General features: G+C 45.0%; 23 protein-coding genes and 2 pseudogenes. 12 read left to right on the top strand and 13 right to left on the bottom strand.

Going from position 1 to position 26,070, the window contains the following annotated elements; translation table 11 throughout:
• The first annotated feature begins 132 nt into the window (after window positions 1-132).
• Window positions 133-1,725 carry an alkyl hydroperoxide reductase subunit F gene (ahpF, locus tag AB4154_RS01395; protein WP_017065983.1) on the top strand — a complete coding sequence of 531 codons (1,593 nt, stop codon included), beginning with the start codon at window positions 133-135 and terminating at the stop codon, window positions 1,723-1,725.
• Between the two features lie 136 nt (window positions 1,726-1,861).
• Here ahpF and AB4154_RS01390 read toward each other — a convergent pair whose 3' ends face one another.
• Complete coding sequence (locus AB4154_RS01390) at window positions 1,862-2,461, bottom strand: LysE family translocator (RefSeq protein ID WP_372122034.1); 600 nt, start codon at window positions 2,459-2,461, stop codon at window positions 1,862-1,864.
• Between the two features lie 122 nt (window positions 2,462-2,583).
• Here AB4154_RS01390 and AB4154_RS01385 point away from each other — a divergent pair, with 122 nt between their 5' ends.
• Window positions 2,584-3,069, top strand: a complete 486-nt coding sequence (locus AB4154_RS01385; RefSeq protein WP_017065258.1) for an Lrp/AsnC family transcriptional regulator — start codon at window positions 2,584-2,586, stop codon at window positions 3,067-3,069.
• Between the two features lie 99 nt (window positions 3,070-3,168).
• Here AB4154_RS01385 and AB4154_RS01380 read toward each other — a convergent pair whose 3' ends face one another.
• A complete protein-coding gene (locus tag AB4154_RS01380) occupies window positions 3,169-4,539 on the bottom strand; it encodes an L-serine ammonia-lyase (RefSeq protein WP_372122032.1) in 1,371 nt (456 codons plus the stop codon).
• A gap of 26 nt (window positions 4,540-4,565) precedes the next feature.
• Window positions 4,566-6,107: a sodium:solute symporter gene (locus AB4154_RS01375; protein ID WP_372122031.1), complete on the bottom strand. Its 1,542-nt coding sequence runs from the start codon at window positions 6,105-6,107 to the stop codon at window positions 4,566-4,568.
• Between the two features lie 348 nt (window positions 6,108-6,455).
• Here AB4154_RS01375 and AB4154_RS01370 point away from each other — a divergent pair, with 348 nt between their 5' ends.
• The 4 genes from AB4154_RS01370 (at window position 6,456) to AB4154_RS01355 (ending at window position 11,471) form a co-directional block, all read left to right on the top strand.
• Entirely contained in the window at window positions 6,456-7,760 is a 1,305-nt protein-coding gene (locus AB4154_RS01370; protein WP_017065255.1) for an MFS transporter, read from the top strand.
• A 125-nt stretch (window positions 7,761-7,885) separates the two neighbouring features.
• Entirely contained in the window at window positions 7,886-8,902 is a 1,017-nt protein-coding gene (locus tag AB4154_RS01365; protein ID WP_017065254.1) for a nuclear transport factor 2 family protein, read from the top strand.
• A 248-nt stretch (window positions 8,903-9,150) separates the two neighbouring features.
• Complete coding sequence (locus tag AB4154_RS01360) at window positions 9,151-10,236, top strand: porin (RefSeq protein ID WP_017065839.1); 1,086 nt, start codon at window positions 9,151-9,153, stop codon at window positions 10,234-10,236.
• A gap of 197 nt (window positions 10,237-10,433) precedes the next feature.
• Window positions 10,434-11,471, top strand: coding sequence for a LacI family DNA-binding transcriptional regulator (locus AB4154_RS01355; RefSeq protein WP_017065252.1), 1,038 nt, complete (start codon window positions 10,434-10,436; stop codon window positions 11,469-11,471).
• Window positions 11,472-11,527: 56 nt separating this feature from the next.
• On the opposite strand, the pseudogene AB4154_RS01350 reads toward AB4154_RS01355, so the two are convergent.
• Window positions 11,528-12,337, bottom strand: a pseudogene (locus AB4154_RS01350) (sulfatase-like hydrolase/transferase); the annotation flags it as partial.
• Here AB4154_RS01350 and AB4154_RS01345 point away from each other — a divergent pair.
• A pseudogene (locus AB4154_RS01345) lies at window positions 12,333-12,584 on the top strand (DUF481 domain-containing protein); the annotation flags it as partial. The pseudogenes AB4154_RS01350 and AB4154_RS01345 sit on opposite strands and share 5 nt — an antisense overlap.
• A 111-nt stretch (window positions 12,585-12,695) precedes the next feature.
• Here AB4154_RS01345 and AB4154_RS01340 read toward each other — a convergent pair.
• The 6 genes from AB4154_RS01340 to AB4154_RS01315 all read right to left on the bottom strand — a co-directional run bounded on the left by AB4154_RS01340 (window position 12,696) and on the right by AB4154_RS01315 (window position 17,586).
• A complete protein-coding gene (locus tag AB4154_RS01340) occupies window positions 12,696-13,115 on the bottom strand; it encodes a globin (protein WP_017071826.1) in 420 nt (139 codons plus the stop codon).
• A gap of 136 nt (window positions 13,116-13,251) precedes the next feature.
• The gene (locus AB4154_RS01335) at window positions 13,252-13,632 is read right to left on the bottom strand and encodes a VOC family protein (protein ID WP_372122029.1); all 381 of its coding nucleotides are present in this window, start codon (window positions 13,630-13,632) and stop codon (window positions 13,252-13,254) included.
• Window positions 13,633-13,778: 146 nt separating this feature from the next.
• Entirely contained in the window at window positions 13,779-14,228 is a 450-nt protein-coding gene (soxR, locus tag AB4154_RS01330) for a redox-sensitive transcriptional activator SoxR (RefSeq protein WP_017062186.1), read from the bottom strand.
• 164 nt (window positions 14,229-14,392) lie between these two features.
• A complete protein-coding gene (locus AB4154_RS01325; protein WP_229648047.1) occupies window positions 14,393-14,914 on the bottom strand; it encodes an NADPH-dependent FMN reductase in 522 nt (173 codons plus the stop codon).
• A 325-nt stretch (window positions 14,915-15,239) separates the two neighbouring features.
• A complete protein-coding gene (locus AB4154_RS01320; protein ID WP_017062188.1) occupies window positions 15,240-16,802 on the bottom strand; it encodes a glutamate synthase-related protein in 1,563 nt (520 codons plus the stop codon).
• A 226-nt stretch (window positions 16,803-17,028) separates the two neighbouring features.
• Complete coding sequence (locus tag AB4154_RS01315) at window positions 17,029-17,586, bottom strand: DUF1439 domain-containing protein (protein WP_372122026.1); 558 nt, start codon at window positions 17,584-17,586, stop codon at window positions 17,029-17,031.
• Between the two features lie 284 nt (window positions 17,587-17,870).
• Here AB4154_RS01315 and AB4154_RS01310 point away from each other — a divergent pair, with 284 nt between their 5' ends.
• Entirely contained in the window at window positions 17,871-19,214 is a 1,344-nt protein-coding gene (locus AB4154_RS01310; protein WP_136974205.1) for a sigma-54-dependent Fis family transcriptional regulator, read from the top strand.
• A 91-nt stretch (window positions 19,215-19,305) separates the two neighbouring features.
• On the opposite strand, the gene AB4154_RS01305 is transcribed toward AB4154_RS01310, so the two are convergent.
• Window positions 19,306-21,096 (bottom strand): hypothetical protein, encoded by a 1,791-nt coding sequence (locus tag AB4154_RS01305; protein ID WP_372122024.1) that lies wholly within the window; start codon window positions 21,094-21,096, stop codon window positions 19,306-19,308.
• A gap of 399 nt (window positions 21,097-21,495) precedes the next feature.
• Here AB4154_RS01305 and AB4154_RS01300 point away from each other — a divergent pair, with 399 nt between their 5' ends.
• The 4 genes from AB4154_RS01300 to AB4154_RS01285 all read left to right on the top strand — a co-directional run bounded on the left by AB4154_RS01300 (window position 21,496) and on the right by AB4154_RS01285 (window position 24,704).
• Entirely contained in the window at window positions 21,496-21,882 is a 387-nt protein-coding gene (locus AB4154_RS01300; protein ID WP_136974207.1) for a thiol-disulfide oxidoreductase DCC family protein, read from the top strand.
• Between the two features lie 384 nt (window positions 21,883-22,266).
• The gene (locus tag AB4154_RS01295) at window positions 22,267-23,610 is read left to right on the top strand and encodes an ABC1 kinase family protein (RefSeq protein WP_372122022.1); all 1,344 of its coding nucleotides are present in this window, start codon (window positions 22,267-22,269) and stop codon (window positions 23,608-23,610) included.
• A gap of 84 nt (window positions 23,611-23,694) precedes the next feature.
• Entirely contained in the window at window positions 23,695-24,240 is a 546-nt protein-coding gene (locus tag AB4154_RS01290; protein ID WP_372122020.1) for a glutathione peroxidase, read from the top strand.
• A complete protein-coding gene (locus tag AB4154_RS01285; RefSeq protein WP_372122018.1) occupies window positions 24,237-24,704 on the top strand; it encodes a DUF3429 domain-containing protein in 468 nt (155 codons plus the stop codon). The genes AB4154_RS01290 and AB4154_RS01285 overlap by 4 nt, the downstream gene beginning before the upstream one ends.
• Window positions 24,705-24,778: 74 nt before the next feature.
• Here AB4154_RS01285 and AB4154_RS01280 read toward each other — a convergent pair whose 3' ends face one another.
• Together AB4154_RS01280 and AB4154_RS01275 are read right to left on the bottom strand one after the other, a co-directional pair.
• Window positions 24,779-25,213: an N-acetyltransferase gene (locus AB4154_RS01280; protein WP_017062214.1), complete on the bottom strand. Its 435-nt coding sequence runs from the start codon at window positions 25,211-25,213 to the stop codon at window positions 24,779-24,781.
• Between the two features lie 151 nt (window positions 25,214-25,364).
• Window positions 25,365-25,979, bottom strand: a complete 615-nt coding sequence (locus AB4154_RS01275) for a LysE family translocator (RefSeq protein WP_102320553.1) — start codon at window positions 25,977-25,979, stop codon at window positions 25,365-25,367.
• Between the last annotated feature and the right edge of the window lie 91 nt (window positions 25,980-26,070).

Genomic DNA, 26,070 nt, shown 5'->3' with positions numbered 1-26,070 from the left:
GGCAGTCGCGCGCCACCCTTTCAAAACATCAACACCACAATATTTGCCGACTTGCGCCCCTTTTTATTTTCCTTTTTCAGCAAGAAGGTATTGGTCAATACCAAGACACAGAATTTAAGAGCAGGCACGATTATGTTAGATCAAGCAATGAAGCAGCAGCTAAAAGCATACCTAGAAAACCTAAAAACCAATGTTCAGTTAGTGCTTAGCCTGGATGGCAGCGACACCGCGAACAAACTTCAAGATCTGGCGAATGACATCTCGTCTTTAACCGATAAAATTGAAGTGACTCGCGATGACAGCGCAAGCACTCGCAGCCCTATCATGCAGGTCGTGAACCAAGAGAAAGGCACCGCGATCGGTTTTGCCGGTTTGCCAATGGGTCACGAATTTACGTCACTGGTTCTAGCACTGCTTCATAGTGGTGGTCACCCTATCAAGCTTGAAGCGGACGTAATCGAGCAAATTAAAGAACTCGATCAAGAGCTTAATGTAGAGATTTTTATCTCGCTCTCATGCCAAAACTGTCCAGAAGTGGTTCAAGCCTTCAATATGATGTCGGCGATTAATCCTCTGGTTAAGACAACGATGATCGACGGCGCAGCATTCCAAGATGAAGTGAAGTCTCGCGACATCATGGCAGTACCAAGTGTATTCGTTAATGGTGAGCTATTTGGTCAAGGCCGTATGTCACTGGCTGAAATCCTTAACAAGGTTGATTCAGGCGCAGCGGAAAAGAAAGCAGCAAACCTAAACCAACAAGCACCGTTTGATGTATTGGTTGTCGGCGGCGGCCCTGCAGGTTCTTCAGCGGCAATTTATGCTGCACGTAAAGGCATTCGTACTGGTGTGGTTGCTGACCGATTCGGCGGCCAAGTGATGGACACCATGGCGATTGAGAACTTTATCTCAGTAAAAGCGACAACTGGCCCTAAATTAGTGGCAAGCCTTGAAGAGCACGTAAAAGAGTACGGTGTTGAAGTGATGACTGAGCAGCGCGCTGCAAACATCATTGCAGCAGAAGACACTGAAGACGGCTACATCCACGTTGAGCTAGAGAGCGGCGCAACACTACGAGCTCGCACGGTTATCACAAGTACCGGTGCTCGCTGGCGTGAAATGAACGTTCCGGGTGAGCAAGAGTACCGCAATAAAGGCGTCGCTTACTGCCCACACTGTGACGGTCCTTTATTCAAAGGTAAGAAAACAGCGGTTATTGGTGGTGGTAACTCAGGCATCGAAGCGGCAATTGATTTAGCGGGTATCGTTGAACACGTAACCGTACTTGAATTTGCAGACACATTGCGTGCCGACCAAGTGCTTATCGACAAAGCGAACGCAACACCAAACATCGAAATCATCAAGATGGCACAAACAACGCAAGTGATTGGTGATGGCAACCGTGTAACCGGTCTGGAATACAAAGACCGCAACACCGATGAACTTAAACAGATTGAACTCGCAGGTATCTTTGTTCAAATCGGCCTGATGCCAAACAGCGAATGGTTGAAGGGTTCGAAAGTTGAGCTCTCACCACGCGGTGAAATTGAAATTAACGCTCATGGCGCAACATCAATGAAAGGTGTGTTCGCAGCGGGTGACGTAACAACCGTACCTTACAAACAGATCATCATTGCGATGGGTGAAGGTGCGAAAGCAAGCTTAGGTGCATTTGACCACCTAATCCGTAACTCAGCTCCAGTTAAAGAGGCTGAAACCGCTTAACCTTTACACTGAAAAGCTTAAAGCTTTTAACTCAAGTTCCTTAAATATTTGTTAACTTAATTTCTTACTGTTAACGACTTAGTCGACATTTAGACGCCACTCCTATGGATTTAGGAGTGGTTTTTTTCTTTGTGATTTATGCAGGTTGATAAAGCATGAAGGCAACCACCATCGCTAAGCTTCCACCCAAGCAACGGTTCACAAACATCATCTGTTTTGGTGATTGCAGCAACTTTTTAAGCATGGTGCCGCAATACGCCCACACCAACATGCACGGCACACCGGTAATCACAATACCCGCGATAATGGTCACGACTTGAATCAAGTAATCTGCATTCGGAGTGATGAACTGCGAAAACACGGTTAATGACGCTATCCAACCTTTAGGATTTAACACCTGCACCAACACACCCGACACAAAGCCTGAACGATTGTCGGTGGTGCTTTCTTCGATTTGCATATTCGCAATCGACCACGCCATGAACAGCAAATAAGCCGCACCCGCGTATTTCAAAATGCTGTATAGCTCTGGGTAAAGGGTAAATAGGCTCACCAAACCGACACTAGAACCCGCCAGTACGATGATGATGCCAACAGCGTTCCCAGAGATAAAAGGTAAAGTCGCAGCAAATCCATAACGACTTGAAATCCCAAGTAATGCGATATTGCCTGCCCCAGGGGTAATTGCAATTGATGTTGAAAATAGCAAGAACGCCAGCATTAATTGAGAGCTCATTTCCTCTCACTCCTAATAAGTAAAGTATTTATAGGGAGAGAGTTTACAGATTCGACTAGGAATTAAATTGCTATATAGGCTAATATTAATCCAAATTTGAGCAAGAATTTTCCAAAATAGCCATGAAACAGAAAGAATCCACCAAAGAAGTATTGGATGACACAGATATCGCCATCTTAGAGCATATCCAGCAAGACGGACGCATGAGCAACAGCAAGCTCGCAGAGAAGGTCAACCTCAGCGAAACCCCATGCTGGCGTCGTTGGAAACGCATGGAGGAAACTGGCTATATCGATGGTTACGCCGCTAAGCTGAATCGTAAGAAATTAGGCTTTCATGTGGCTGGTTTTACTCTTGTGACCTTGGGTAACCATGAAGTTGAAAACACAGAACCATTCGAAGAATTTGTCGCGGTAACCGATTGGATTCCAATGTGTCACTGCATTGCAGGCGGCGCCGATTACATGGTGCAAGTGTTGGCGAAAGATTTAGAAGAGTACTTTGAGCGTATTAGCTCGATCAGACGAGTCAAAGGCGTGAGTGCGATTCAGTCGAACATCTCAGTAAAAGAGTTGAAAAACAGCTATCGATTACCGCTTTCAGATTAGCTCCCTAAAACACATAAAACAAAAAGCCCAGCCGCGATAGATTTCTAAAGTCTAAGGCTCTGGGCTTAACGTTATTATTTACTGGGTTAACTGGCTTAGCTATTCACAAGGATGAGCTAGATGGATCAAGGCTAAACCACCGAGTGATGTTTCACGATATTTCTTGTTCATGTCTTTACCGGTTTGGTACATGGTTGCGATGACCTTATCGAGTGAGATCAAAGACTTGCTGTTTCGCTTCAATGCCATGCGAGATGCATTAATTGCCTTCATCGCACCCATCGCATTTCGCTCGATACACGGCACTTGAACCAAGCCGCCAATTGGGTCACAAGTCATACCCAATGAGTGTTCCATCGCGATTTCCGCCGCAATACAGATCTGCTCATTGCTGCCACCGCGTAGTGCCGTTAATCCCGCAGCCGCCATAGAGGATGATACGCCTACCTCACCTTGGCATCCTACTTCCGCACCAGAGATCGAAGCGTTAGTTTTGTACAGAATACCAATCGCGCCCGATACCGCTAAGAAATCTTTTAACTGCTTAGTATCCAACTCTTTAATGAAGCGATGGTAGTACATCAACACAGCAGGAATAACGCCCGCCGCACCATTGGTTGGTGATGTTACCACTTGGCCACCAGCCGCATTTTCTTCGCTAACCGCAAACGCAAACAAGTTAATCCAATCCATGATTTCCATTGGGTCGTTTTCAACCGCCGCATTCGCTTCTAACTTTTTCAGTAGGTTAGGCGCACGACGAGTTACGTTCAAACCACCATCAAGAATGCCTTCGTTTTCAAAGCCACGCTCCATACAACGACTCATCACTCGCCAGATTTGATCCGCTTTCTCTGAAATAATGTCAGCGCCTTCGAACTCCGCTTCATTTTTTAGAATCATACCACCGAGGCTCATCCCACTATTGTCAGCTTGTTGAAGCATTTCATCGGCGTTTTTGAACGGGAAAGGAACTTCTACCGCTTGGGTTTGAGTACCATTTTGCAGTTCATCAGCAGTTGCGATAAAACCGCCGCCAATCGAATAATAAGTTTCATCGACAATCACGTTGCCACTCTGGTCAAACGCAGTAATCATCATGCCATTTTCATGCAGAGGCAGATTGTCTTTGTGGAACAACATGTCGGTTTCGTAGTTGAAGGCAATGTGCTTGGTGCCCGCTAAATCCATCTCACCACTGTCTACGGCATGACGCATTGCTTGGTTTGCGCTGGTGATTTTGATGGTGTCTGGTTTATTGCCGAGTAGCCCCAATATTGTAGCTCTGTCGGTGTGGTGACCTATGCCAGTCAATGACAAAGAACCGTATAAATCCACCTGAATACGCGTCACTTCTGCGATTTTATCAGCGATTAATTGTGTGAAATGGAAACCCGCAATCATTGGGCCGTTGGTGTGAGAGCTCGATGGCCCAACACCAATTTTGTAGATATCAAAGATCGATAACATAGATATACCAGTAAAAAATCGGTCAATTAAGAAAGAGCGGCATAAAGCCAATCAGGGATAACAGTACAAGCAGCAATCGTCACAACAGCGAACACCAACAAGCCATAATGACTCGCGGTAGGCTTTGCAAACAAATGCTTTTGCTTTTCTATAAATTCATTTTGTTGCTCGGTTACCTCTCCCCTGAAGCGGCTCACAACAACACCTAACACTAAGAAAACCACAGTGCCAATCAAGGCAAACCAAGGCCAAGCTATTCCGCTGTATTTGGCGATGAATACGACGGCCACACTGCCAATACTGCCCGCAATTACGCCTTTCTCGTTTGCTTGTTTGAAGAACAAACCCAAGATGAAAGAGCCAAGGCGAATACCAACAAAAATAGAGGTTAAGCTCGCAATCGTTTTAAGCACTGATTCATTAGAAACAGCCAGTAACGCAGGCACAACAACCGACGCTGCAGCAACCAGGCTCATTTTTCTAGCCACTGATTCATAGTGCGCGTCAGAGGCTTGCTTACGGAAGAAGCGCTTATAGAAATCGAACGTTGCGACCGTCGCCATTGAGTTATAGGTGGAATCCAATGTCGACATTGCCGCAGCCGAAAGTGCTGAGATCACCAAACCAACAATGATTGGGTTGGTATGGTTAAACACAAAATCGAGAATCACTTCGTTGCTGTTTTCAAAACTGCTGTCTTGATAAAAGACACTTAACAGCACCCCCATCACAGCAAAGAACAGATAAACAAAAAATGCGCCGTAGCCACAAAGCAACATCGATTTTTGCGCTGTTTTAACACACTTAGTCGCCAATGTTCTTTGAATAATCAGTTGGTTAGTGCCATACACACTCAGGTGCAAGAAGCTCACAGCCACTACGCCGGCCCACAATGTGGTATCGACGCCTAAGTCAAAATCGAGATTGATGATATTCAAATGTTCAGGAGACAACATCTCGCCCGCATCGATTTTCATCAGCAATAAAACAAAGATCGCAATGCTGCCGATAATCAACACTGCTGACTGAAGCATGTCAGTCCAGATTACAGTCGAGATACCACCCGCATAGGTATACAACGCAGTAAATACGCTGATGTAGATGATCGCCTCAGAGATACTCACTGGCAGCACTTGCACTAAGATCAGGGCTACCGCATACAGAATAACCCCTGCCGAAATACACTGAACCACAATGAACACGATGGAATTGATCGTGCGAGCAACAACGCCAAAGCGGTGCTCTAGGTATTCGTAAATCGAGGTTAGGCCGAGCTTGTAAAACACCGGAACAAAGAAAAGCACAGTGAAAAAGATCACTATTGGATAGTTCAAATGTACGCTCATCGCTTCCATGCCTGAGCTATAAACCCAGCCCGGCATGCCAACGAACGTCATTGCGCTGATGTAGGTTGCAAGAATCGACACACCTGCCGTAAACCAACCAAACTGTTTTCCACCAGTCGAAAAGTCGCCACCGACGCTATAGCGCCTATTAACTAAGTAGCTGATAAACAAAGTAGTTAGCACATAAAGAGCAATAACCACAAAACTTGAGTACGTAACCATTTTTAGATTCCGTTTATTGTATGTCGCAATTAATTCGCTGCCAATAGTACTCAAAAATGGATGTTTTCCCTCAAAAACCCACAATAAGTGTGACTATTATCACTAAGATAGACGATTAAACACTCAAACCACCCCACAAAGCACAAAAACCCAGTTAAATGAGATCAAGATCACTAAAATGCACAAAATGGGTACGCACTCATTTTAAAATTGACTTTGATCACGGATCTAATAACCACAAAAATTCTATTATCTCTCCCGAAATGAAGACGGTGTGATGAAGATAAAGAATCAACACACAATAATTAAAACCAAAACCACCCTATATAAAATAAAGGTTTATCGGTCATGACCATTAAAAAACACATGAGCGAAGTTCCTATGATTCAAAGGGTAGCCGCATATCTAGCAATTCTAGTAGGTTACTTTTTTTATTGTTATAACTTTGTAATTATTGACTACGTACGCCCATACATTGTGGAAGAATATGCTGGTATTAGCCTTTCTGATACCGCTCAGTTCTACACTTGGCAGTCGGTTGGTGCTCTGATTGGTGCTCTGAGCTGTGCATGGTTCGCAACCAAGTTCGGCAAGAAGTCCACACTAATAGCAATTACGGCATTAAACGGTGGTGCAACCATCATCAACATGATGTTTACCGACTACGCCACTTGGGCTGCAATGCGTTTCATCATTGGACTATCTTTAGGTGGTTACTTCACTGTAGCTGTATCTTTGATGATTGGCCTATTTACACCAACGGTTCGCGGTAAGTTGACTGCTTTTGCTTCTTCAATGTTCTCTGTTGCTTTAGTGGCAATGGGCGCTTACGCAGCCTTCATTACAAGTGTTGATGCACCTTGGCAGAGCCTAATGTGGGTAGGTGGTATTCCACCGCTTGTAGCAGCAGCGTTAATGATCTTTGTATTACCAAGCGACAAAACTGTGATCGCCTACGGTGAAGAAGATCAACAAACAACAACCAATACAGCTGGGGAAGTAACCGAAGCTAAAAAAGGTTCTTGGGGTGAGATGTTAAGCAAGCCTTACCGCAAAATTACGATTACTTGTTTACTTCTTTCTGGTCTTAACTTCTACGGATTCCAATTCTTCGGTGGCTTTGTAACTACCTACCTGAAAGATGTTCGTATGTTTGATGGTGCAACCATCGGTTTGATCTTCTCTATCTCAGCATTTGGTTCACTCTTCGGTGCTTGGTTCTGGGGATGGGCAGCAGATAAGTACGGTCGTAAGATCAACGCGTTCGGCTTCATCCTCGCAGGTATCATGGTTTCTATCTTCTTTGTCGCACCTGGCGACATGATGATTGGCGGCCTAAACATGCTGGCTCTTCTGGGTCTTATCTACAACTTCGGCCTGTCTGCTTCTGCAGTATGGGGCGGTTACTTCTCTGAATTGTTCCCAGCACGCTTGCGTAGCTATGGTGCAGCTTTATTCCATGGCGGTCGTATTATCGGCATGTGGGCACCAATGGTTCTTATCTTCATCCAAGAGCGTACCGACCTACAAACAGCAATGTGGGGCTCACCAATCGTATGGATTATCGCCGGCCTACTATGGCTAACACTGCCTGAAACTCTAAAAGGTGGCGTCTTCGATAAGAGCAAAAAAGCTGAAGCAGCAAAAGCTTAATTCGACACTCATACGCTGAAGTTCAAATACGAAAAGTTTAAAGCCGGCTGATAAATCAGCCGGTAACAAAATCCAAATCGAGTCCTGTTCCGAATGTTGACTCGACAACACAAAGAGAAATTATTATGTCTAAATATCAAGAAGCGAAACGCATTGTTCGTGAATACTTCGATGCAATGGAAAACGCAACTCACGAGAACGTTGCTGAAGTTTTAAAAGCACACACTTCTGAAGATTACTTGTGGCGCGGTGTTTACCCATTCCGTGAGCAAGAAGGCGCACAAGCAGCAGCTGACGTATTCTGGGCACCAATGATGAAGTCAATGACTCGCATGCAGCGTCGTCAAGACATCTTCATCGGTGGTAACAACGAAGTTAACCCAGATGAGATTTGGGTAATGAGCATGGGTCACTTCATGGGTCTATTCGACGCTGAATACCTAGGTATGCGCCCAACTGGCAAGATCATGAACGTTCGCTACGCAGAATTTAACTGTGTTGTTGATGGCAAAATCACTAAGACAGGCCTGTTTCTAGACCTACTAGGCATGATGGATCAAGCGGGTTGCTACCCACTTCCACCATCAACTGGTAAGCACTTCGTATACCCTGGCCCACGTAACCACGACGGTCTGCTATTCGAAGACGCGGCTCCAGAAGAAGGTGTTGCGACACTTGCTCTAGTAAACAAAATGGTTGATGACCTGTCTGCTCTTAACGACAGCGGCGCGATGGGTTGCCCACCAGAAGTACTAGCGAAGAGCTGGTCAAAAGACATGATTTGGTACGGCCCATGTGGTATCGGCGCGTCTTACACAATTCCTCGCTACCAACAACAGCACCAACTTCCTTTCCGTAACAACCTGAAAGACAAGAAGTTCAACGGCCACGTTTGTCGTTTCGCTGAAGGTAACTTCTCTTGTTTCTTCGGTTGGCCAAACCTATCAAACACACCAACAGGTGGCTTCCTAGGTATGACTGGCGGTGAAGTACGTGCAAACATGCAAGTAGTTGACGTTTACTACCGTGACGGTGACAAACTGTCTGAGAACTGGGTTCTTATCGACCTTCCTTACTGGCTACAACAGCAAGGTCTAGATGTGTTCGAACGCACTTCAAGCATCATGAACCCAACGCTGTAATCGATACGCTTTAATCCAAAAGATTGAAACGAAATAGTGGCAACCTAAATAGACATCTGATTTAGGTTGCCACGCTTACTGGGGGACCCTTCTCGCTCCTAGTAAGTGCTCCAACCAATTCATTATTGCTCCACTAATAACTGAATCTACTCGTGCCTCATGGATGGGGTACACCCTGCCAAACCATTACCAATATAACGGGCTTGAAAGCACGGTGGCTTTCTACGGCCTGAATAAAGAGAATTACAATGAAAAAGTCGATTCTTTCAGCAGTAATCCTGACAGCACTTACCTCAGGTTCTGCTTTTGCTGCACACACTTTTACCAATGACGCGGGCGATAGCCTTACTTTAGACGGTCGTTTCGACGTTCGTTACCAAGATAAGGGCGGCGACCACAACGGTGAGTGGAACAGCGGTAGCTCTCGTTTCGGCCTTAAAGGTCAAATGGGACTCGATAACGGCTGGACTGGCTTTGGCCATGCTGAATGGGGTTACAACTCAGGTGCTAACGGCGACAATATTTACGACCGACTTCTATACGCAGGCGTAGAGCACGACAAATACGGAAAGATCGCAGCAGGTACTAAGCAGTGGTCTACTTTTTATGACGTCGCATGGTACACCGACTTAGGTCGTGTCTTCGGTACTCGCGGCTCAGGTGTTTACAACCTTTCTGACTGGGGTATTGCATCTGGTACAGGTCGAGCAGAAAACTCCATTACTTACCGTAACTCAATCAACGACCAAGTAAGCTACGGCTTCACTTACCAAACGACACGTGAAGAAGTGGCACTAGCGAGTAATGCGACAGCTTCATTGAAAAACGGAATGGGTGCGTCAATCACTTACAAACCGGTTGATGGCGTAACACTAGGTGCAGCTTACCACCAAAATGAAATTGCAGACCTAGACTCAGGTGTGGTTGGCGTAGAAAATGGCGACAACATGCGCATCATGCTATTGGGTGCGAACTACAGCAACGGCGGCTTCTACGCAGGTGCCACTTTCCATGTTGGCGAAAACTGGGAAGCTGTAAGCCAAGGCGGTACGGATGTAATGTTCGATACCCTAGGTGGTGAAATCTACACGTACTACCACTTCGACAATGGCCTACGCCCTACGTTGAACTACAACTACATGGAAGATCGTGATGACCAAACAGATGGCTATGAGCGTAACCTGCTTATCCCTGGTGTTGAATACCACTTCCAGAAGAACAAATTCCTAGTTTGGACTGAATACCAATTCGACCTAGGTAAAGATCAGCTCGTTGGCAATAAATTCGAAAACAGAGATGACCAATTCGCTGCAGGTATTCGTTACTACTTCTAACGCCCAGTTAGTCGATTCATAAATTCTTTAAACAAAGCTCTGCTCTTACGCAGAGCTTTTTTGGGTCATACCCAGAATAATATTCAACACTCTCTATTAACCCTTATTTTTCATCCAATCATGGCATATTGTATTTTTGAGTACGTACCTAATTATGTTACTCTATGCACAATCAATTTGGTTCAAAAGTATGGTCTATGAGCTCTCCAAAACACTCCACGGCGTCAAAGCCAACCGTCACCTCTAAAGATGTCGCTAAACTTGCTGGCGTTTCTCAATCAACTGTATCTCGTGTATTTGTCCCGGGCAGTTCAGTGTCTGAAAAGACCAAGCAAAAAGTGTTCGATGCAGCAAAATCGTTGAACTATCGTCCCAATGCCTTTGCCCGCAGTCTGACGACAAATGAGTCCAAATTGATTGGCTTAGTTTTCCCAGATGCCGACTACCCTATCCACATGAAAACTCTGCAGCTTATCTCTACTGAGCTACAAAAGCAGGGTTACTCTGCGGTATTGATTCCTTGGCAAGTGGATGGAAACGACAACCACTCGATTCCTAATATCTTCCAATACCGAGTTGATGGCGTAATTGCTGCTTCGGCGACCTTTAATAAGTCGCTTTATGAAGAGTGTGAAGAGTTCAACATCCCCATTGTTCAGTATGCTCGTGTAGTTGAGGGGACTAAGAGTAGCCATGTAATAAGTGACAACTACGCCGCAGGCCAAGTCGCCGCTCAACATTTACATAGCGTAGGAACAAAGTCAGCGGTTTACCTGACAGGTAACGTGCCAACCTACACCAACGGCGAGCGTGAATCGGGCTTTTGCTCAGAATTCGAAGATCTAACAGGCAAGCAAGCTCGTGTTATTGAAGCTGACTATGACTACCTTGATGCTCTAGATACCATTCGGACTCTGTTTTCAGAACCCACACATCCTCAAGCGATTTTCTGTGCGACAGATAACCTCGCGATGGCAGTAATGGATGTGGCACGCTTAGAATTTAACCTGCGTATTCCAGAAGATCTTCAAGTGATTGGTTTTGACGATATCCCACAGACTCAATGGTTGAACTACCAACTCACTACCTTCAAGCAAGATTTCAGACGCCTTGCACGTGAATCAGTGAAAATTGTCGTTAGCCAGATTCAAGAGCAAGACACAAGCTTGGTTAAGCTGATGGTGCCAGTGAAGTTCATTGAACGAAACACGACGCTAAAACAGAACCAACGTTAAGACGCTTTCAAACAAAAATCCCGCTCAGTGTGAGCGGGATTTTTTATGATATTTAACTAGTTACCTACACCACCGGTCTTCTCTGCCGGAGAGTCAGGCGTCACTGGAGGCCACTCTTCGAAGGTTGCTAAGTGTTGTTGAATAGCAGCTTGAGCAGGGCCAAATGCCCACATTTTTTGTCCCATCCATTTTAGGTACATGCCCGACTCTTCCGCCGCTCGCTCGTATGGGTCACGACGTAAGTTAAACAGCAATGGTGCGTTTAGCTCTTCTTTAGGGCCACTCCAACCGTGGTTTTGCACGATGAAATGCGCCTTCCAATCACCAACACGAACCGCTTGCAGCTTGTCTCGTTCGTAGTAGTAGATCTCTTTACGGTTTGACTCGCCTTTCTCGGTCAGCATATCCACTTGGTTGTAACCATCAAGGTGCGCTTTAAAGCCATCGTGACCTTTCAGCAGTTTTTCTTTTAGATCCGTTGGACCACCAGCCGCAGCGACAAGAGTGGGTAACCAATCCATACCATCAAAGATGCCATTGCCTACAGTACCCGCTGAGATTTTACCCGGCCAGCTAACCAATGCAGGGGCTCTTACGCCACCTTCCCAAGTTGTGCCTTTCTCACCGTGATAAGGTGTCATACCGCCATCTGGCCAAGTCATGATCTCTGGGCCGTTATCGGCAGTGAAAATGATGATGGTGTTGTCAGCAATACCGAGTTCTTCCATCTTCGCCATCATCTCACCGACGTGATCATCAAGATCTTTCATGACCACTTCTTGGAGTCCCCAACCGTTTTGACCGAGCATCGCTTCGTATTCAGGTGACAGGTGCGTCCAAACGTGACCGCGTGATGGACAGTACCAAATAGGTGTGAGATGGATAACGCAGATCAATAAGGATTGGAAGTTTCACGCAACCATTGATGCAGGGCTTGGTAGTGACACCAACTTTACCTCATCTCTGTTAACTGGCGTGCGATACCAGATAAACAGTTGGTCTGACTTAAATGTTGCCTACAAATCGACCTGGGTTGATTACGAAAACAAGGGGACCTTTGAATACGATACCGCATCGCAAGGGTTCCTGATTGGTTGGGCTGCTCATTTCTAGTCAAACAATAAGAGGTAAGCCTGATATCGTTAGGCTTACCTGACAATGTCAATCTTTCAAGAGTTAATGCCGGTTTTAACTAACGAACAAGCAAAACTACCCATCAACGACCTAGTTATTCACAGTGTTTGGAACTACGCACTCTTTCTTCATGATAGTTAAGCCGGCCTCGAGAGTTTCTGTCCAAGCTTGTTCGACGCTTTCATCGTAGTGAGGGTCATATTTTTTAACTGTATTGAGTAACGAATTGAACCACTCGTTGAGCTCAATCTCGGAAATATCCAGCCCTAGGTCTTTATGCCTTTTACCCAATTTCTTTACTGAGTTACGCACGCTTGGTAGACCCGCAGAGTTATAGATAAGAATGATCGAGGCTTTAAGCATCTTGGTTTGTTGCTCTAACCCTATATTTTCAAAACGTTCTGAAAACCTTGGGTTATGCTCGCAAAAATCCGCCAAAAACGTTTCGAGAAATTCTTGGTCAATCCGGCAGCGCTCAAAACTTTCATAAAACAGTTCGTTCGGTTTCATCTAGCCAGTCCTTTGCAAAATTTTGAGTTATCGGGAAGCTAACAAGTCCAGAGCCGCAACTTAGCCAACTCCGAACCATCAATATGATCTAAGTATACGCCACTGTGGCATAAAATGAACGATGGCATAACGTAAACTACGGCATAAAGTGCGTTGCACAAATCTTGTTTCCATCAGGATCTCGCAAATAAGCCATGTACAAGCGACGCTCGTCAGAACCTCTCGCTCCGGGGCCATTTTCAATGCTGGTACCGCCATTTTCGACGCCAACTCGATGCCACTCATCTACAACTTCAGGAGAAGGCGCAAGAAAACCCACCGTCATGCCGTTGCCGTGAGTCGCAGGCTGACCATCAATCGGCTTCGTTAAGCCCAACACACCCGTTTGGCTAACGTAAACACAGCGCCCTTTGGGATCAACAGAGCCTTCGCTATAACCAAGCACTTTCATGATTGGGTCATAAAAAGCCTTCGCGCGTTCAATATCATCGGTACCGAGAAAAACATGGCTGAACATAACTAACCTCTTCTTTTATTGAAAGAACCATCTAAACTAGACCTATAATTCGTGTTTGTCTAGGCACGCTATTCGGTCACAACTGTTGCTTAACCCATTGAGCAAACACCTGAAACTTAGTTCGCTGTTCCATGCCTTTCGGGAACTCAGTTAGTCTGTTCAACAATTCGTTGTGCGCCCTGCCCTTGGTCATGCAAGATATCATCAGGATTTAGCAAGTTGCACTTTTGCATACTCAAGCATCCGCAACCGATACAGCCGGTTAAGTTCTCTTGTAGCGATTTAATCTGCGCCATTTTACTGTCGAGTTGCCCCTGCCACTTCTTAGCAACGCGCTCCCAATCTCGCTTAGTCGCGGTATGGTTCATCGGCAGTGTCGATAATTCTTCGGTGATCTCTTCCAGCGTGAAGCCTATCGACTGCGCGACTTGGATCAACGCAATTCGTCTCAACATCGCCGACTGATAACGGCGCTGATTTCCGTTAGTACGAATCGAAGCAATCAACCCCTTGGTTTCGTAAAAACGTAACGCCGAAGGAGCCACGCCACTGCGCTCAGCCAACTGGCCTATGGTGAGGTATACGATGTTTCTCATTACGACACTATCCTTGAGATCATAAATATTTAAAGCTTACTTTAACTTTAGAGTAGCGACCTATTGTTACCTTAACCAATTAATGTCCTTAAACTTTGACAACGGGCGCAATGAAAAGCAATCGTGAACATGGCTGCTTTGTTTTATTGTGGTGTTCTCGCTCTCTAAATCTGACTCATGATCGATTTCAGGCTCTCGGCCATTTCGGCATTGATGATCTCACCCGTTTCTACATTAAAGTTGTCGTAGAAACTTGGCACCGACATCGACCCCTTCACATCTGCATCAAAGTAAGGTGCCGAATTTACCGCAGACGACAACACAGAGTTTGCGCCGCCTGGGCCTGGTGATGTGGAGAGCATCACAACAGGTTTGCCTTGGTACACTTTCATGTCGATTCGTGATGTCCAATCAAACACATTCTTAAAGGCTACGGTGTATGAGCCGTTATACTCTGCAAAAGAGATGACCACAGCATCTGCTTCGCCAATCTTGCTAAAAAAGCGTTGAGCGTGTTGATGAACACCTGAATCTTGCTCTCTTTTCTCGCTGTAAATTGGCATCTCGAAATCATTAAGGTCGAGCACCTCGACTTGCGCGCCTTCGACTAAACCTGCGGTGTACGCTGCAAGTTGTTGATTAATTGATGTTGTACTGTTGGTCGCGCCAATCGCTAATACTTTCATTGTTGATCCTTGTTCATTTTTCTCACCTTTTTGCACTCATGACTTCAATTACGGAGCTCAAAATTCATAACTGAAGATTCGTAACGTCTGTTTGATAACATCAAAACCTGCACTAGGCGACAAGGTGATAGATTGTGTTTTTAGATTGGGGATGATGATAAAACCTCAAGTTAACTTGAGGTAAAGCGATATTTTCAAAATATAGGAAATAGTTTAAAAACACTTATAAAGCAGTTGATTATGAAAGGTTTAACATAGGTTGGCATTACACAGGAAAAAGTCAGCACACCCAAAATACATTGAGTGTGCTTTATCGAAGTATTATTTACTTAAAGTGATTTAATGGACAGACACCAGAGTAAGCGACACCGGATAGCTCGGCCATTTCGCGATTCCATGTTGCCAAATCATGAGGGTTAAATTGATTCAAATGATCATGCCCACATGCCCTCGCCATCACTTGCATTAATTCTGTCGAGGCTTCAAAGAAGTTCTTAAGCTGGTTCGATGCTTTCTCGACATTCAAACGCTGACGTAAATCGGCTTTTTGAGTTGCAATACCAGCAGGGCAATTATTGGTGTTACACATTCTCGCCGCCACACAACCTATCGACTGCATGGCACTGTTTGAGATAGCGACACCATCTGCACCAAGCGCCATCGCTTTTACGAAGTCCATTGGAACACGAAGCCCACCAGTAATGATTAAGGTGACTCTGTCACTTACGCCTTGCTTGTCTAGATAGGCTCTGGCACGAGCAAGCGCTGGAATGGTCGGCACACTAATATGGTCACGGAACATTTCTGGCGCCGCCCCTGTACCGCCACCACGCCCATCTAAGATGATGTAATCGGCACTGGCATCAAGCGCGAACTGAATGTCTTCTTCGATGTGATTGGCACTTAACTTAAAGCCAATCGGGATACCGCCTGTCACCTCTCGAACACGGTCGGCGAACTTTTTAAAATCCTCGACCGTGTTAAGGTCGACAAAGGTGGGTGGAGAAATCGCTGCCGTGCCCGCTTCAATGCCACGCACCTCCGCGATCTTGCCTATGTTCTTCGCGCCCGGTAAGTGCCCGCCCGTTCCGGTTTTGGCACCCTGCCCGCCTTTAAAGTGGAAGGCTTGAACGTTTTTGAGCTTAGCTTCATCGTAACCAAACTGAGCACTGGCTAATTCATAAAAGTAGCGAGAGTTCGCCGCTTGCTCTTCGGGTAACATACCGCCCTCACCGGAGCAGATACCCGTCCCTGCGAGTTCGGCACCTTTCGCCAATGAGACTTTTGCTTCTTCAGATAGCGAGCCAAAACTCATATCAGACACAAACAAAGAGATGTCCAATTTGAGTGGCTTCTTCGCTTTGGGGCCAATAATCAGTTCAGTTCCAACGGGCACATTCTCCAGCAAAGGCTTGGTGGCCATTTGCGCGACCATCACTTGAATATCGTCCCAGTGAGGCAATAGATGTCTTGGAACGCCCATGGAGGTCATTGGCCCATGATGTCCAACCTTGGATAAACCATCACGCGCCAGTTGATGAATAAACTCGACGGTAGGTTCTTCTTTGGTTGCGCTCGCAGCTGGCGACAAATCTGGCGCAGCCGCTTGAATGTGAACCTCCGGGCCTTCTTGCCCAACTTGTTCCGCTGTGAACTGTTTATGTGTACCATCGCAAAAAGGGAGGTTGTTCGAATACTTACAGCGGCACAGGTAAGCGTCGCCGGTTTCCTCGGCCACGAAACTCTTTGGTTTGAAGCCCGTTCCTGCATGAGAACCATCACAAAACGGTTGGTTTTTCGATTTGCCACAGGTACAGAAGTAATACTCCTCGCCTTCGGTTAGCTCGACCTTAACGGGTTTGTTATCCGCTATTACTGGATTCTTCATAGTTCGCTCACCTTTTCTTTTTTATGATTTGATGACTGAAGCGATGACTTGCTCACAAGAGTAAAGTAAAGGTGAGATACGCGGCGAATTCAATAAATGAACCATAGAAAACAAGCTTAATGGACAGCCTCAAAACAGAAATCTTGCTGATTCAACACGAACAAAAATGGCCACCAAATCGGCAGCCATTGTGTTTTAAATCTGAGTGTCAGCTAAACGGGAAGGGTTAATCAAATAACTCGATGACTAACTTGTTGTCTTTAATCACTAGATTAGGTTCCGATGACTTGATCAATGACTCTTGAACCTTGTTGCTGTCCAATTTGTAAACCGGTGACTGAGACAAAGCAAAGCCAATCATAGAAACGGCAGGCTTAAGTAACTTCTCTATCTCAGGAGAAAGCTGCTTTCCCTTTTCCTCAAAGCGTTCTAGACGCAGAGACTTTAAGTAGACCTCACCACTCTCTTTGTCGTATTCGGGAATCGCGCTGAATTCGATATCCAGATCTAGCCCCATGTTTGGCATGTTAAACACTTGAATCTTTGCATTGGTATTCGCCAGAACAGACACACGCTCGGCATCAGCTCGACCAATTTGCACCGCTAAGTCATCAACCGCCACTTGCGCATACATAACGTTTTGCACACCGACTTCTTGTTCTAACATCACCGAATCTTGCAGGTAGTTCGTCATTTCTTGTTCAGTAACGCTGTAGCTGACACAACCACCTAGAACTAGCGCAGACGCTGCTAAAATGAACTTTTTTGCTACGTTAATTATCATCAATATCAGCTCTTTATCGTTAGTGATTAGCGCGGAGTTTACTGTGTGCTCATCAATAAATAAAACAGTAAAAACACGATATTCGTGAATACCTTTAATTAATAAGCACAAATATCAGTAAGTAAAGCACCTGATTGGCCTTCCTGCTTAAGACAACGCCATTTGTTAGTTCAAATTCGTCAAATTTGTGTAGTCGAATTAATTAAACTCTTCTAAGCTTATGGGATATTTAGGGGGCTTACTGTAGGTTTCATCATGGAGTCGAAACATGAAGAGTGAGCACAATGCCATCAGCGAGAGTATCACCTGAACCTAAAATTCGTTCTGTGGTTCTGCTATGTAACTCAACATGCCTGCACCATAATCAGTGGGCGGGAGAACTGCGCCTCCATAACTGGAAAGCTCAAATTGCAGAAACGACCGAACAAGCCATTCACTTGCTCAATTCCCACAGCCACTGCTGCGCACCAATTGTCGTTTCCTGTCTAACATCATCCTCGATCGACAAGCAATGTGAGCAAATATCAACGTTGAAGGCACGCTTTCCAAGTTTAAAAGCAATCGCTATCTTCAAACAACCACCAAGCCGAAACTTATCGCTCATTAAGCAAACCTATTGGGATTATTACCACCTACCAATTGATACAGAGTGGCTTTGTCGAAATTTAGGGCATGCGTATGGCATGGTAGACACCAAACAGAACAAACCTAAGCCTGCTTCATGCCATGAATATCAATTGGTGGGGAAATCCAGCACCATCCAACAACTTAAAAAGAAAATAACTAAGATCGCTAACAACGATTTCCCAGTACTGATTCAAGGGGAAACAGGTACAGGAAAAAGCCTCTGTGCACGTTTAATACATGAGGCCTCAGCCCGCTGTCAGAAACCGTTTATCGCTGTAAATTGTGGCGCAATACCACAGTCACTGGTTCACTCCGAGTTGTTTGGCTTTGAAAAGGGCTCGTTCACGGGAGCAAACAAGCGCTACGTCGGACATGTAGAAAGAGCGAATGGTGGCACACTATTTCTCGATGAGATCGGCGACCTGGAACTGTCGCTGCAAACTTACCTGCTCCACTTTCTAGAAAATAACTTGATAGAGCGATTAGGCAGTAACAACCAACTAACTGTAGATTGCCGTGTAATTTTCGCCACCAACGTCAACATAGAACAAGCCGTCGCGGCGGGTAAATTTCGAAAGGATCTCTTTCATCGGATCAATGTACTTCCATTGGATCTAGTGCCACTCAATGATCATAAAGAAGACATTGAAGATTTGATTCGATTTGAACTAAAACACAATTACGCATCCAAAATCAAACTGCCTAGTGACACCCTTGAGCAAATGAAACAGTACCATTGGCCGGGCAATGTCAGGGAGTTATTCAACTGCATAAAAAGAGCGATTGTTCTTTCTAACTCAAGCGCCCTTTCTACTCATCACATGGGGATTCAATTGAAAGGTGCATCGCTCGCCACTGAGAGTGACACTCGACTTTCTTCAAAAAATGTCCGTCGAGTGATTCAGCAACACCATTACAATATTTCCCAATCTGCTAAAGCGTTGTCTATTTCTCGGACAACCTTGTACAAGCTGATCAAAAAACATCAGATAGTAATTTAAGTCGCCTAGTTAGTTAATTACCTAACTAAAAAAAGCAGCCTAACGAACTAGGCTGCTTTAGAGTTTAGTTGTACTCAGTTAATGAAAGTACTTATGGCTCAGGAACAGTAAATGGACAAACATCACAGGTTGCAATGTTCGATGTTTCCATAAATGCTTCTTGCAAGAACAGCGAGTCAAACGTTGCTGTCACTTGATTCGATAGCATTCCGTCTACTCCAGTTGGTAACACATTTGGCGCATAAGTTTTGCTTACTTGTGTACACACTTGACCAATCGCATCACCAAAGTTCGGTATCCACTCTCCTTCACCCGTTTTACAAGCAAACAACTCAGGATCGGCACTTAATACGCTACATATATTACCAGCACCACACGTGGTCACATCCTCAAGATCATCACAAGGTAAAGCGAAGTCGAGGTAATAACTGCTGTTGACGACTTCGGTAGGTAAGTCAGAACGGCTCAAAGAGTCATCCTTAGAATCCACCAGCGATTCAATGGCCAATGGGATATCACCGGTATTACATATTTCAACATCATAGGTTTTCTTAAGCACAACTTGACCACTATCAACCTCTAAGAAGCTATTACATACCTTAGAAATCTCAACCATTGGACTCAAGTCGATTGGCGGACAATTGTAAGCCACAGGAGCTTGAGCATTCACGATAAGGCCATCAAGATCTACTGAACCATCGATCACACCAACGGCACCATTATTTACAGACAAGTAATTACCAATGAATGAGAATGACTCACCGACACTCCACACTTCATCACCGTTACCCACGACAGGAAGCGCACCTAATATTGGTGACTCAGATAAAAAGGCCACTTGGTAATCACCATTGGTGCCTAACGAACCAGGACCGGTGTTGGTGACCGTCACGGTGTAATCGATGTTAAACATGCCATCAACCGTAAAGCTGGTTGTGTTACAAGTCGCCGCTATACTGATGCTACATAAACTGAATGAACCGACAACGAAGTCAGCCAAAGATGCATCAATCGAACGTGAAGCTCGTGACTCGACTAAGAAGCTACTGAAGCAAGGAATATCCTCAATACCAAACTCATCATTCAACAGAGCTGACAAGTTTAATCGACCTTCCACAAAGCTCTCTGTCGGAATTGACGCTGTTTCACCAGTTTTAGCTAGGTAGTCCCAACCTTGCACGTTCGGTAGCGGTATTGCCCCGATAGAATCATCATTTGAAATCGCACATATCTTATCGACACCAACAGCGCCACTGCCACATCTTGCACCCACGAAATCATTCGATTTAGGGTCACCGTCTGTTTGGAAAATTCTCGTCATATTGTCGGTGACATCGCCATTATTTAAATCCCACTGAAACACTTCTATATAGGGATTACCGCCACTCGCCTGAGGAAATGAAATCAAGACAAGAATGTCTCCATTGACATGCTGCCCAACAAAGTCGCCCTTAGTTTGTCCATCTGGTAATCCTACTTGGTCTTGTAAGAACCAGAAACCAATATACATATCACCATTGTTGGCATATCGGTCTGCACCAAAGTAAATCAGCAAATCGCCTTCGCTTTCAAAGGCAGCAGCATACGCATTGGTAAAGTCATCTTTTGGTTGTGGTGACGCTGTACGGAACGCCCAATCCGTAATGTCGGAATCGTCTTTTGATCCCCCCTTCCAAAAAATTTGGTCGATACCATTACGGTCTTTTTGGAAAAATTCTGCAATCCCAACCATGCTGTTGGGATCATTTACATCGTCCCAATCAATACCACTATTATCACTGGTCGCATTACCATCAAGTTCCATCACATCAACCGTAGCCCACGCCAACTGGGGGCTACTAAACAACAAAAGCACACTGAGTAAATAATTTATAACCTTCATGTTCTCTCTCCATTTGTTCATACTTATGCTTTCAGGATGTTCTGCCCGCCCAAATTGGAGAAATCCTTTAGCAATTCGTAGGTTCGATAGAGCATATTCCAAGCCAACTTCAACTATCTGATTTGGTTGATGTTTATATATTTAAGGCACACCTCTATTGGACGTTTTGTTATCATTTGTCCATAAACAAGGGATTTGACCAAATAATCAAGGACTTGAAAGGGTGAACAAAGTGTCAAAGTAAGACATCTTTAGAGCTTTGATTCGAGGAGAGTGATCTTTAAAAGGTACAATAGCGTAGCCATTTTAACATTCTAAAATAATACGCGATTGAACTTAAGGGTGCCGACTTAACGGTCAACTGAAGGTTCTTTTAAGCAAGCCACAGGCGAACAAACAATGACACAACTGAAGATATTTTATGATGGCACTTGTCCATTATGTGCAAAAGAGATGGCAGCACTGACTAAGTCTGATTCCAAAGATCAGATCCAGACCGTCGATATCTACAGTGAAGCGTTTTCAAACTACCCGCAAATAGATGCCGAGGCAGCCAATACAATCTTGCATGCACTGGACGAAAACGGAAAGCTGCTGCTCGGTTTAGACGTGACTTACCAAGCGTGGAAGCTAGTAGGAAAGGGTTGGCTGTATGCCCCGTTACGTTGGGCGATTTTTAAGCCAATGGCAGATTGGTGTTATCTACGGTTTGCCAAAAATCGATATAAGATTTCGTTTTGGCTAACCGGAAAATCACGTTGCAACGGTAACAGCTGCACAAAATAGTGTTGAGTTAAGACATGCCGCTGGCGACTTTGTAGTAAACGATGCCAAATAGGGCTGCGAACACCAATACCGTAACGGCCACTTTCAACCAAATAAATTTCATGCTTTGTCCTTTTAATTCTGTTTACTGTTCCACGCGACAAGTTAGCACAACAAAACATACGGTTGTGTAATGATTGATAGAACTTTGTAGTCATACCAATCACAGTAGGTAAGTGTCAAGAAATAGCGCAGGAAAAAAGCTTGAGAACAAGGCGGATTTTTTAGATAAGTAGTTATTCTACAATCAAAAAATCTAACGACTTTATCGAGATTTTTAACAAGCTAGGGTGAACAGTTATTTACTACGATTGGTATCAACCCTGATTCCCAGAGAGAACCTTTATGTCGGCAAAAGAGAGAAACCTTCCCACACATCGAATTTCTAGATTCAGTAAGTTCGCTTCGTTGGCGACAAGAGTCGCGGGTAACGTGCTAACGGAAGGCACCAAACAAATTGCACAAGGCAACAGGCCCAAAGCAAAAGACTTACTGTTAACGCCACAAAACATTGCTCGCCTGACCGATCAACTCGCACACCTGCGCGGTGCGGCTATGAAGTTAGGACAGATGCTATCAATGGATGCGGGTGATGTCTTAGAACCAGAGTTAGCCGACATTCTCTCTCGCCTGCGCTCCGATGCCGATCCACTGCCAACAAAACAGCTCAATCAAGTGTTAGAAAGCTCGCTCGGGAACCATTGGAAAACCGAATTCCTGTCCTTCAATTTTAAACCGATCGCCAGTGCATCTATCGGACAAGTTCACCAAGCCTATAGTGATGCTGGGAACAAACTCGCAGTCAAAGTCCAATACCCCGGCATTAGAAAAAGTATCGACAGTGATGTAGATAACGTGGGCACGCTGCTCAATATTGTTGGCTTGATACCAAAGTCGGTCGACTACAAAGGCTTGTTAGAAGAGGCAAAAAAACAGCTCCATGATGAAGCGGACTACGCTCGAGAGGCTGGCTATGCAACTCGTTATCACAATGCATTAAAAGAGCACTCTCACTTCGTCGTACCTAAGATTCATCCGCAAGTCTCTTCAGAATCCGTGCTCGCCATGGACTTCATCGAAGGCGTCTCTATAGAACAGATAGAAAGTTACGACCAAGACACCCGTGACTTTGTGATGCACAGCTTGCTTGAGCTTCTATTCAGAGAGTTGTTCGACTTTAAGATGGTGCAAACCGATCCCAATTTCGCCAACTACCTTTACGTTGAAAACACCCGACAAATTGGCTTGTTAGATTTCGGAGCAACACGTGAATACAGTGACCGCTTCAGCGAGGGTTATCGCTTGGCCTTTTCCTCTGTCATTAACAACGATGAGCAAGTGCTCAACCGAGCTTTAGAGCAAATAGGATTCTTTAGCGAGACAATTCTTCCCGAACAACGCCAAGCGATTCTAAATCTAGTGAAGATGGCCTGTGAGCCGATGTTAGTTGACGAAGAGTACGACTTCAAAGCCAGTGGATTGGCACAAAGGCTTCGTGAAGCAGGCACCATTTTGAGCATGGAACAAGAGTATTGGCATACGCCGCCCGCCGATGCGCTGTTCCTGCACCGAAAAATTGGTGGCATGTATCTATTAGCGGCTCGCCTTGGTGCAAAAGTGAATATCAGTCGCTTGGTCGCTCCATATCTTATCTCAGAGAGCAAAAGCACAACTATAAGCGCGAGTTAATGAGACAGTAAATAATACGCAAAGTGATCATTTCATCGTGCTCAAGAGTAATAACCATTACGCCAACTAAAATGAGCCAACCCTATGAAATGTTCACTACTTTGCTCAACCGCACTGATTACAAGCCTCACGAGTTCCATCGCCTTTGCAGCGAGCTGTCCCGAAATACTTAATGGCAAACAGCGCTTGTTAAACTCAACCGAAGAAATCGCCTTGTGCGATGAGTTTCAAGGCAAAACTCTATTGGTGGTAAATACAGCGAGCCAATGTGGCTTCACTCCGCAGTTTGAGCAACTCGAGCACCTTCATCAAACCTACAAAGACCAAGGCTTCACGGTTATCGGTTTCCCAAGTAATGATTTTCGCCAAGACAAGGGAAGCGAAGAGAAGACGGCAAAGGTTTGTTACCTAGACTACGGCGTGACCTTCCCTATGATGGCGCGAGCTTCACTGTCTGGTAGCAACGCCAATCCCGTATTTGCGGAGATACAACAGCAAGCGGGCGTAACGCCTAAATGGAACTTTTACAAATTCTTGATCAGTAAAGAAGGCAAAGTCGTCGCCACCTTCCCTAGCTCCACATCACCAGTGAGCGCTACGCTCAAAAACGCGATTGAGCAACAGTTATGAAGGCAGATTACATGGCAACAACTCAAACCCGTAACACCATGGCCAAACTGGGGTACATGGGGTTAATCCCGTTTCTATTCGGTCTACTCCTCTCGCTCACCGACATCCAACTAATGGGGGTAAGTGGAGAAACGCTGTTCATCACTTACAGCGTGGCAATTTTGAGTTTTCTTTCAGGGATCTTGTGGGCAAATGGCATCGAAAACTTTGAAAGCCAATCAAGTAACAAAGCACTGCTAATAAGCAACGCGATTGTGCTCATCGCTTGGCTGGCAGTATTGCTTGGCGAACAAAAAGAGCTAGTGACAACTCTGATTCTCATCTTTGGTTATATTGCGGTTTGGCGAGCTGAAAGGACGATGAGAGAAGAGAACCAGAGCCAAGGTCCTGATGGCTACTTTGATATGAGGACTCGGCTGACCTCTAGTGTCGTGTTAATGCACGGTATCGTGATGCTAACCTAGAGCTACGAGATTGTCTTTGAAGTGTGAGCCTTTGATTTAGTTAAGCGCCTTTGTTAAAAACCGTTAGCAACAATCTAGATGATGAGCTTCATCACTAACCTCGGCTCATCATCACCAAAGTAGTTGTCTTCTTGCTTGATGGTAACGAACCCCATCGATGCATAAAGCGCACGAGCCGATGTGTTATTTGGGTCTACAGTGAGCAAAAGCCTAGCATCTCGAGGCAACTGCTCAACCGCCTGTTGCATCAGTTTCCGGCCAACTCCCATGCCACGATAATTCTGGTCTACAGCCAATGATAGGACCCAAAACTCATTCTGCTTGTCTGTGGTTGTCGTTAAGGCATAGCCAGCAATCTTTGAGTCTTGCTTAGCAACCAATAAACCTTTTCCCCAGCAATCAAAGGCCTGACGAAAGAAAAACAGCGGATAGGCGTGAGCGCCAAACAAAGCATGTTCAAGCTGGTAGATATCAGCCAGTTCTTGTTTTTCCGCACAAACAACATTCATAGATAGACCTCATTTAAACCGAACCTCAAGTTTAAACATGCAAACTCAAAGGTGCTATTAATAATATATCAACAGCCTAAAGGCTTACGAACTACCTTAACGAAGATGCCACTTAACTAACGCCTGAGGAGTAGATTAGGTTACTTATGTTTTACTGTCGAATAACCAACAAATTTGCGCCAGATAACGCAAGAAAAACCGAGCACGCTTTGTTGAAACGTTTTGCCATTTGTGGCTTAGAGAACCAGTTTCTGAGGTATAAGCCAAATGCCGCGTAGATCGATATCGCGAGCATTTCTAACACTAGAAAGGTGCTACCTAAAACAAAGAATTGAGTATTTACGTTCGCTGAAACATCGACAAATTGAGGAAGGAATGCAGTGAAAATGAGTATCGCTTTTGGATTGCCAGCAGCGAGTGCAAATTCTTGTTTAAACAGACCAAACCAATTCTTATTTCGTTCGATATCCACGACCGGACTGGCGTGTGAGCGCCATAGGTTGAACGCGATCCACAACAGATACATCGCGCCAAATAGTTTGATCAGGAAAAACAGCGTTTCAGAAGTATAAAGCACAACCGCTAAGCCAGATGCAGCCAAAGCAATCATGCCAGAAAAAGCGAGGATTCTTCCTAGGCCTGCGACAAAGGCGGCCTGAAATCCGTAACAACGGGCGTTGTTCATTGATAACAAATTGTTTGGGCCCGGAGTCATGTTGAGCGCAAAACAAGCGGGGATAAACAGCAGTAACTTCCAGATTTCCATTGGTGCTTCCTAATTGCCAAATGCCGTGATTATAAAATCCTTAAACAAGGTCTTATCGTTTATAACAGCATTTCATATCTTTTGTAACTGC

This window comes from Vibrio sp. 10N.286.51.B11 (assembly GCF_041469245.1).
Lineage (GTDB): Bacteria > Pseudomonadota > Gammaproteobacteria > Enterobacterales > Vibrionaceae > Vibrio > Vibrio crassostreae_C.
Note: the sequence above shows the minus strand (reverse complement) of the source record. Positions and strands in the feature narration are given on the sequence as shown.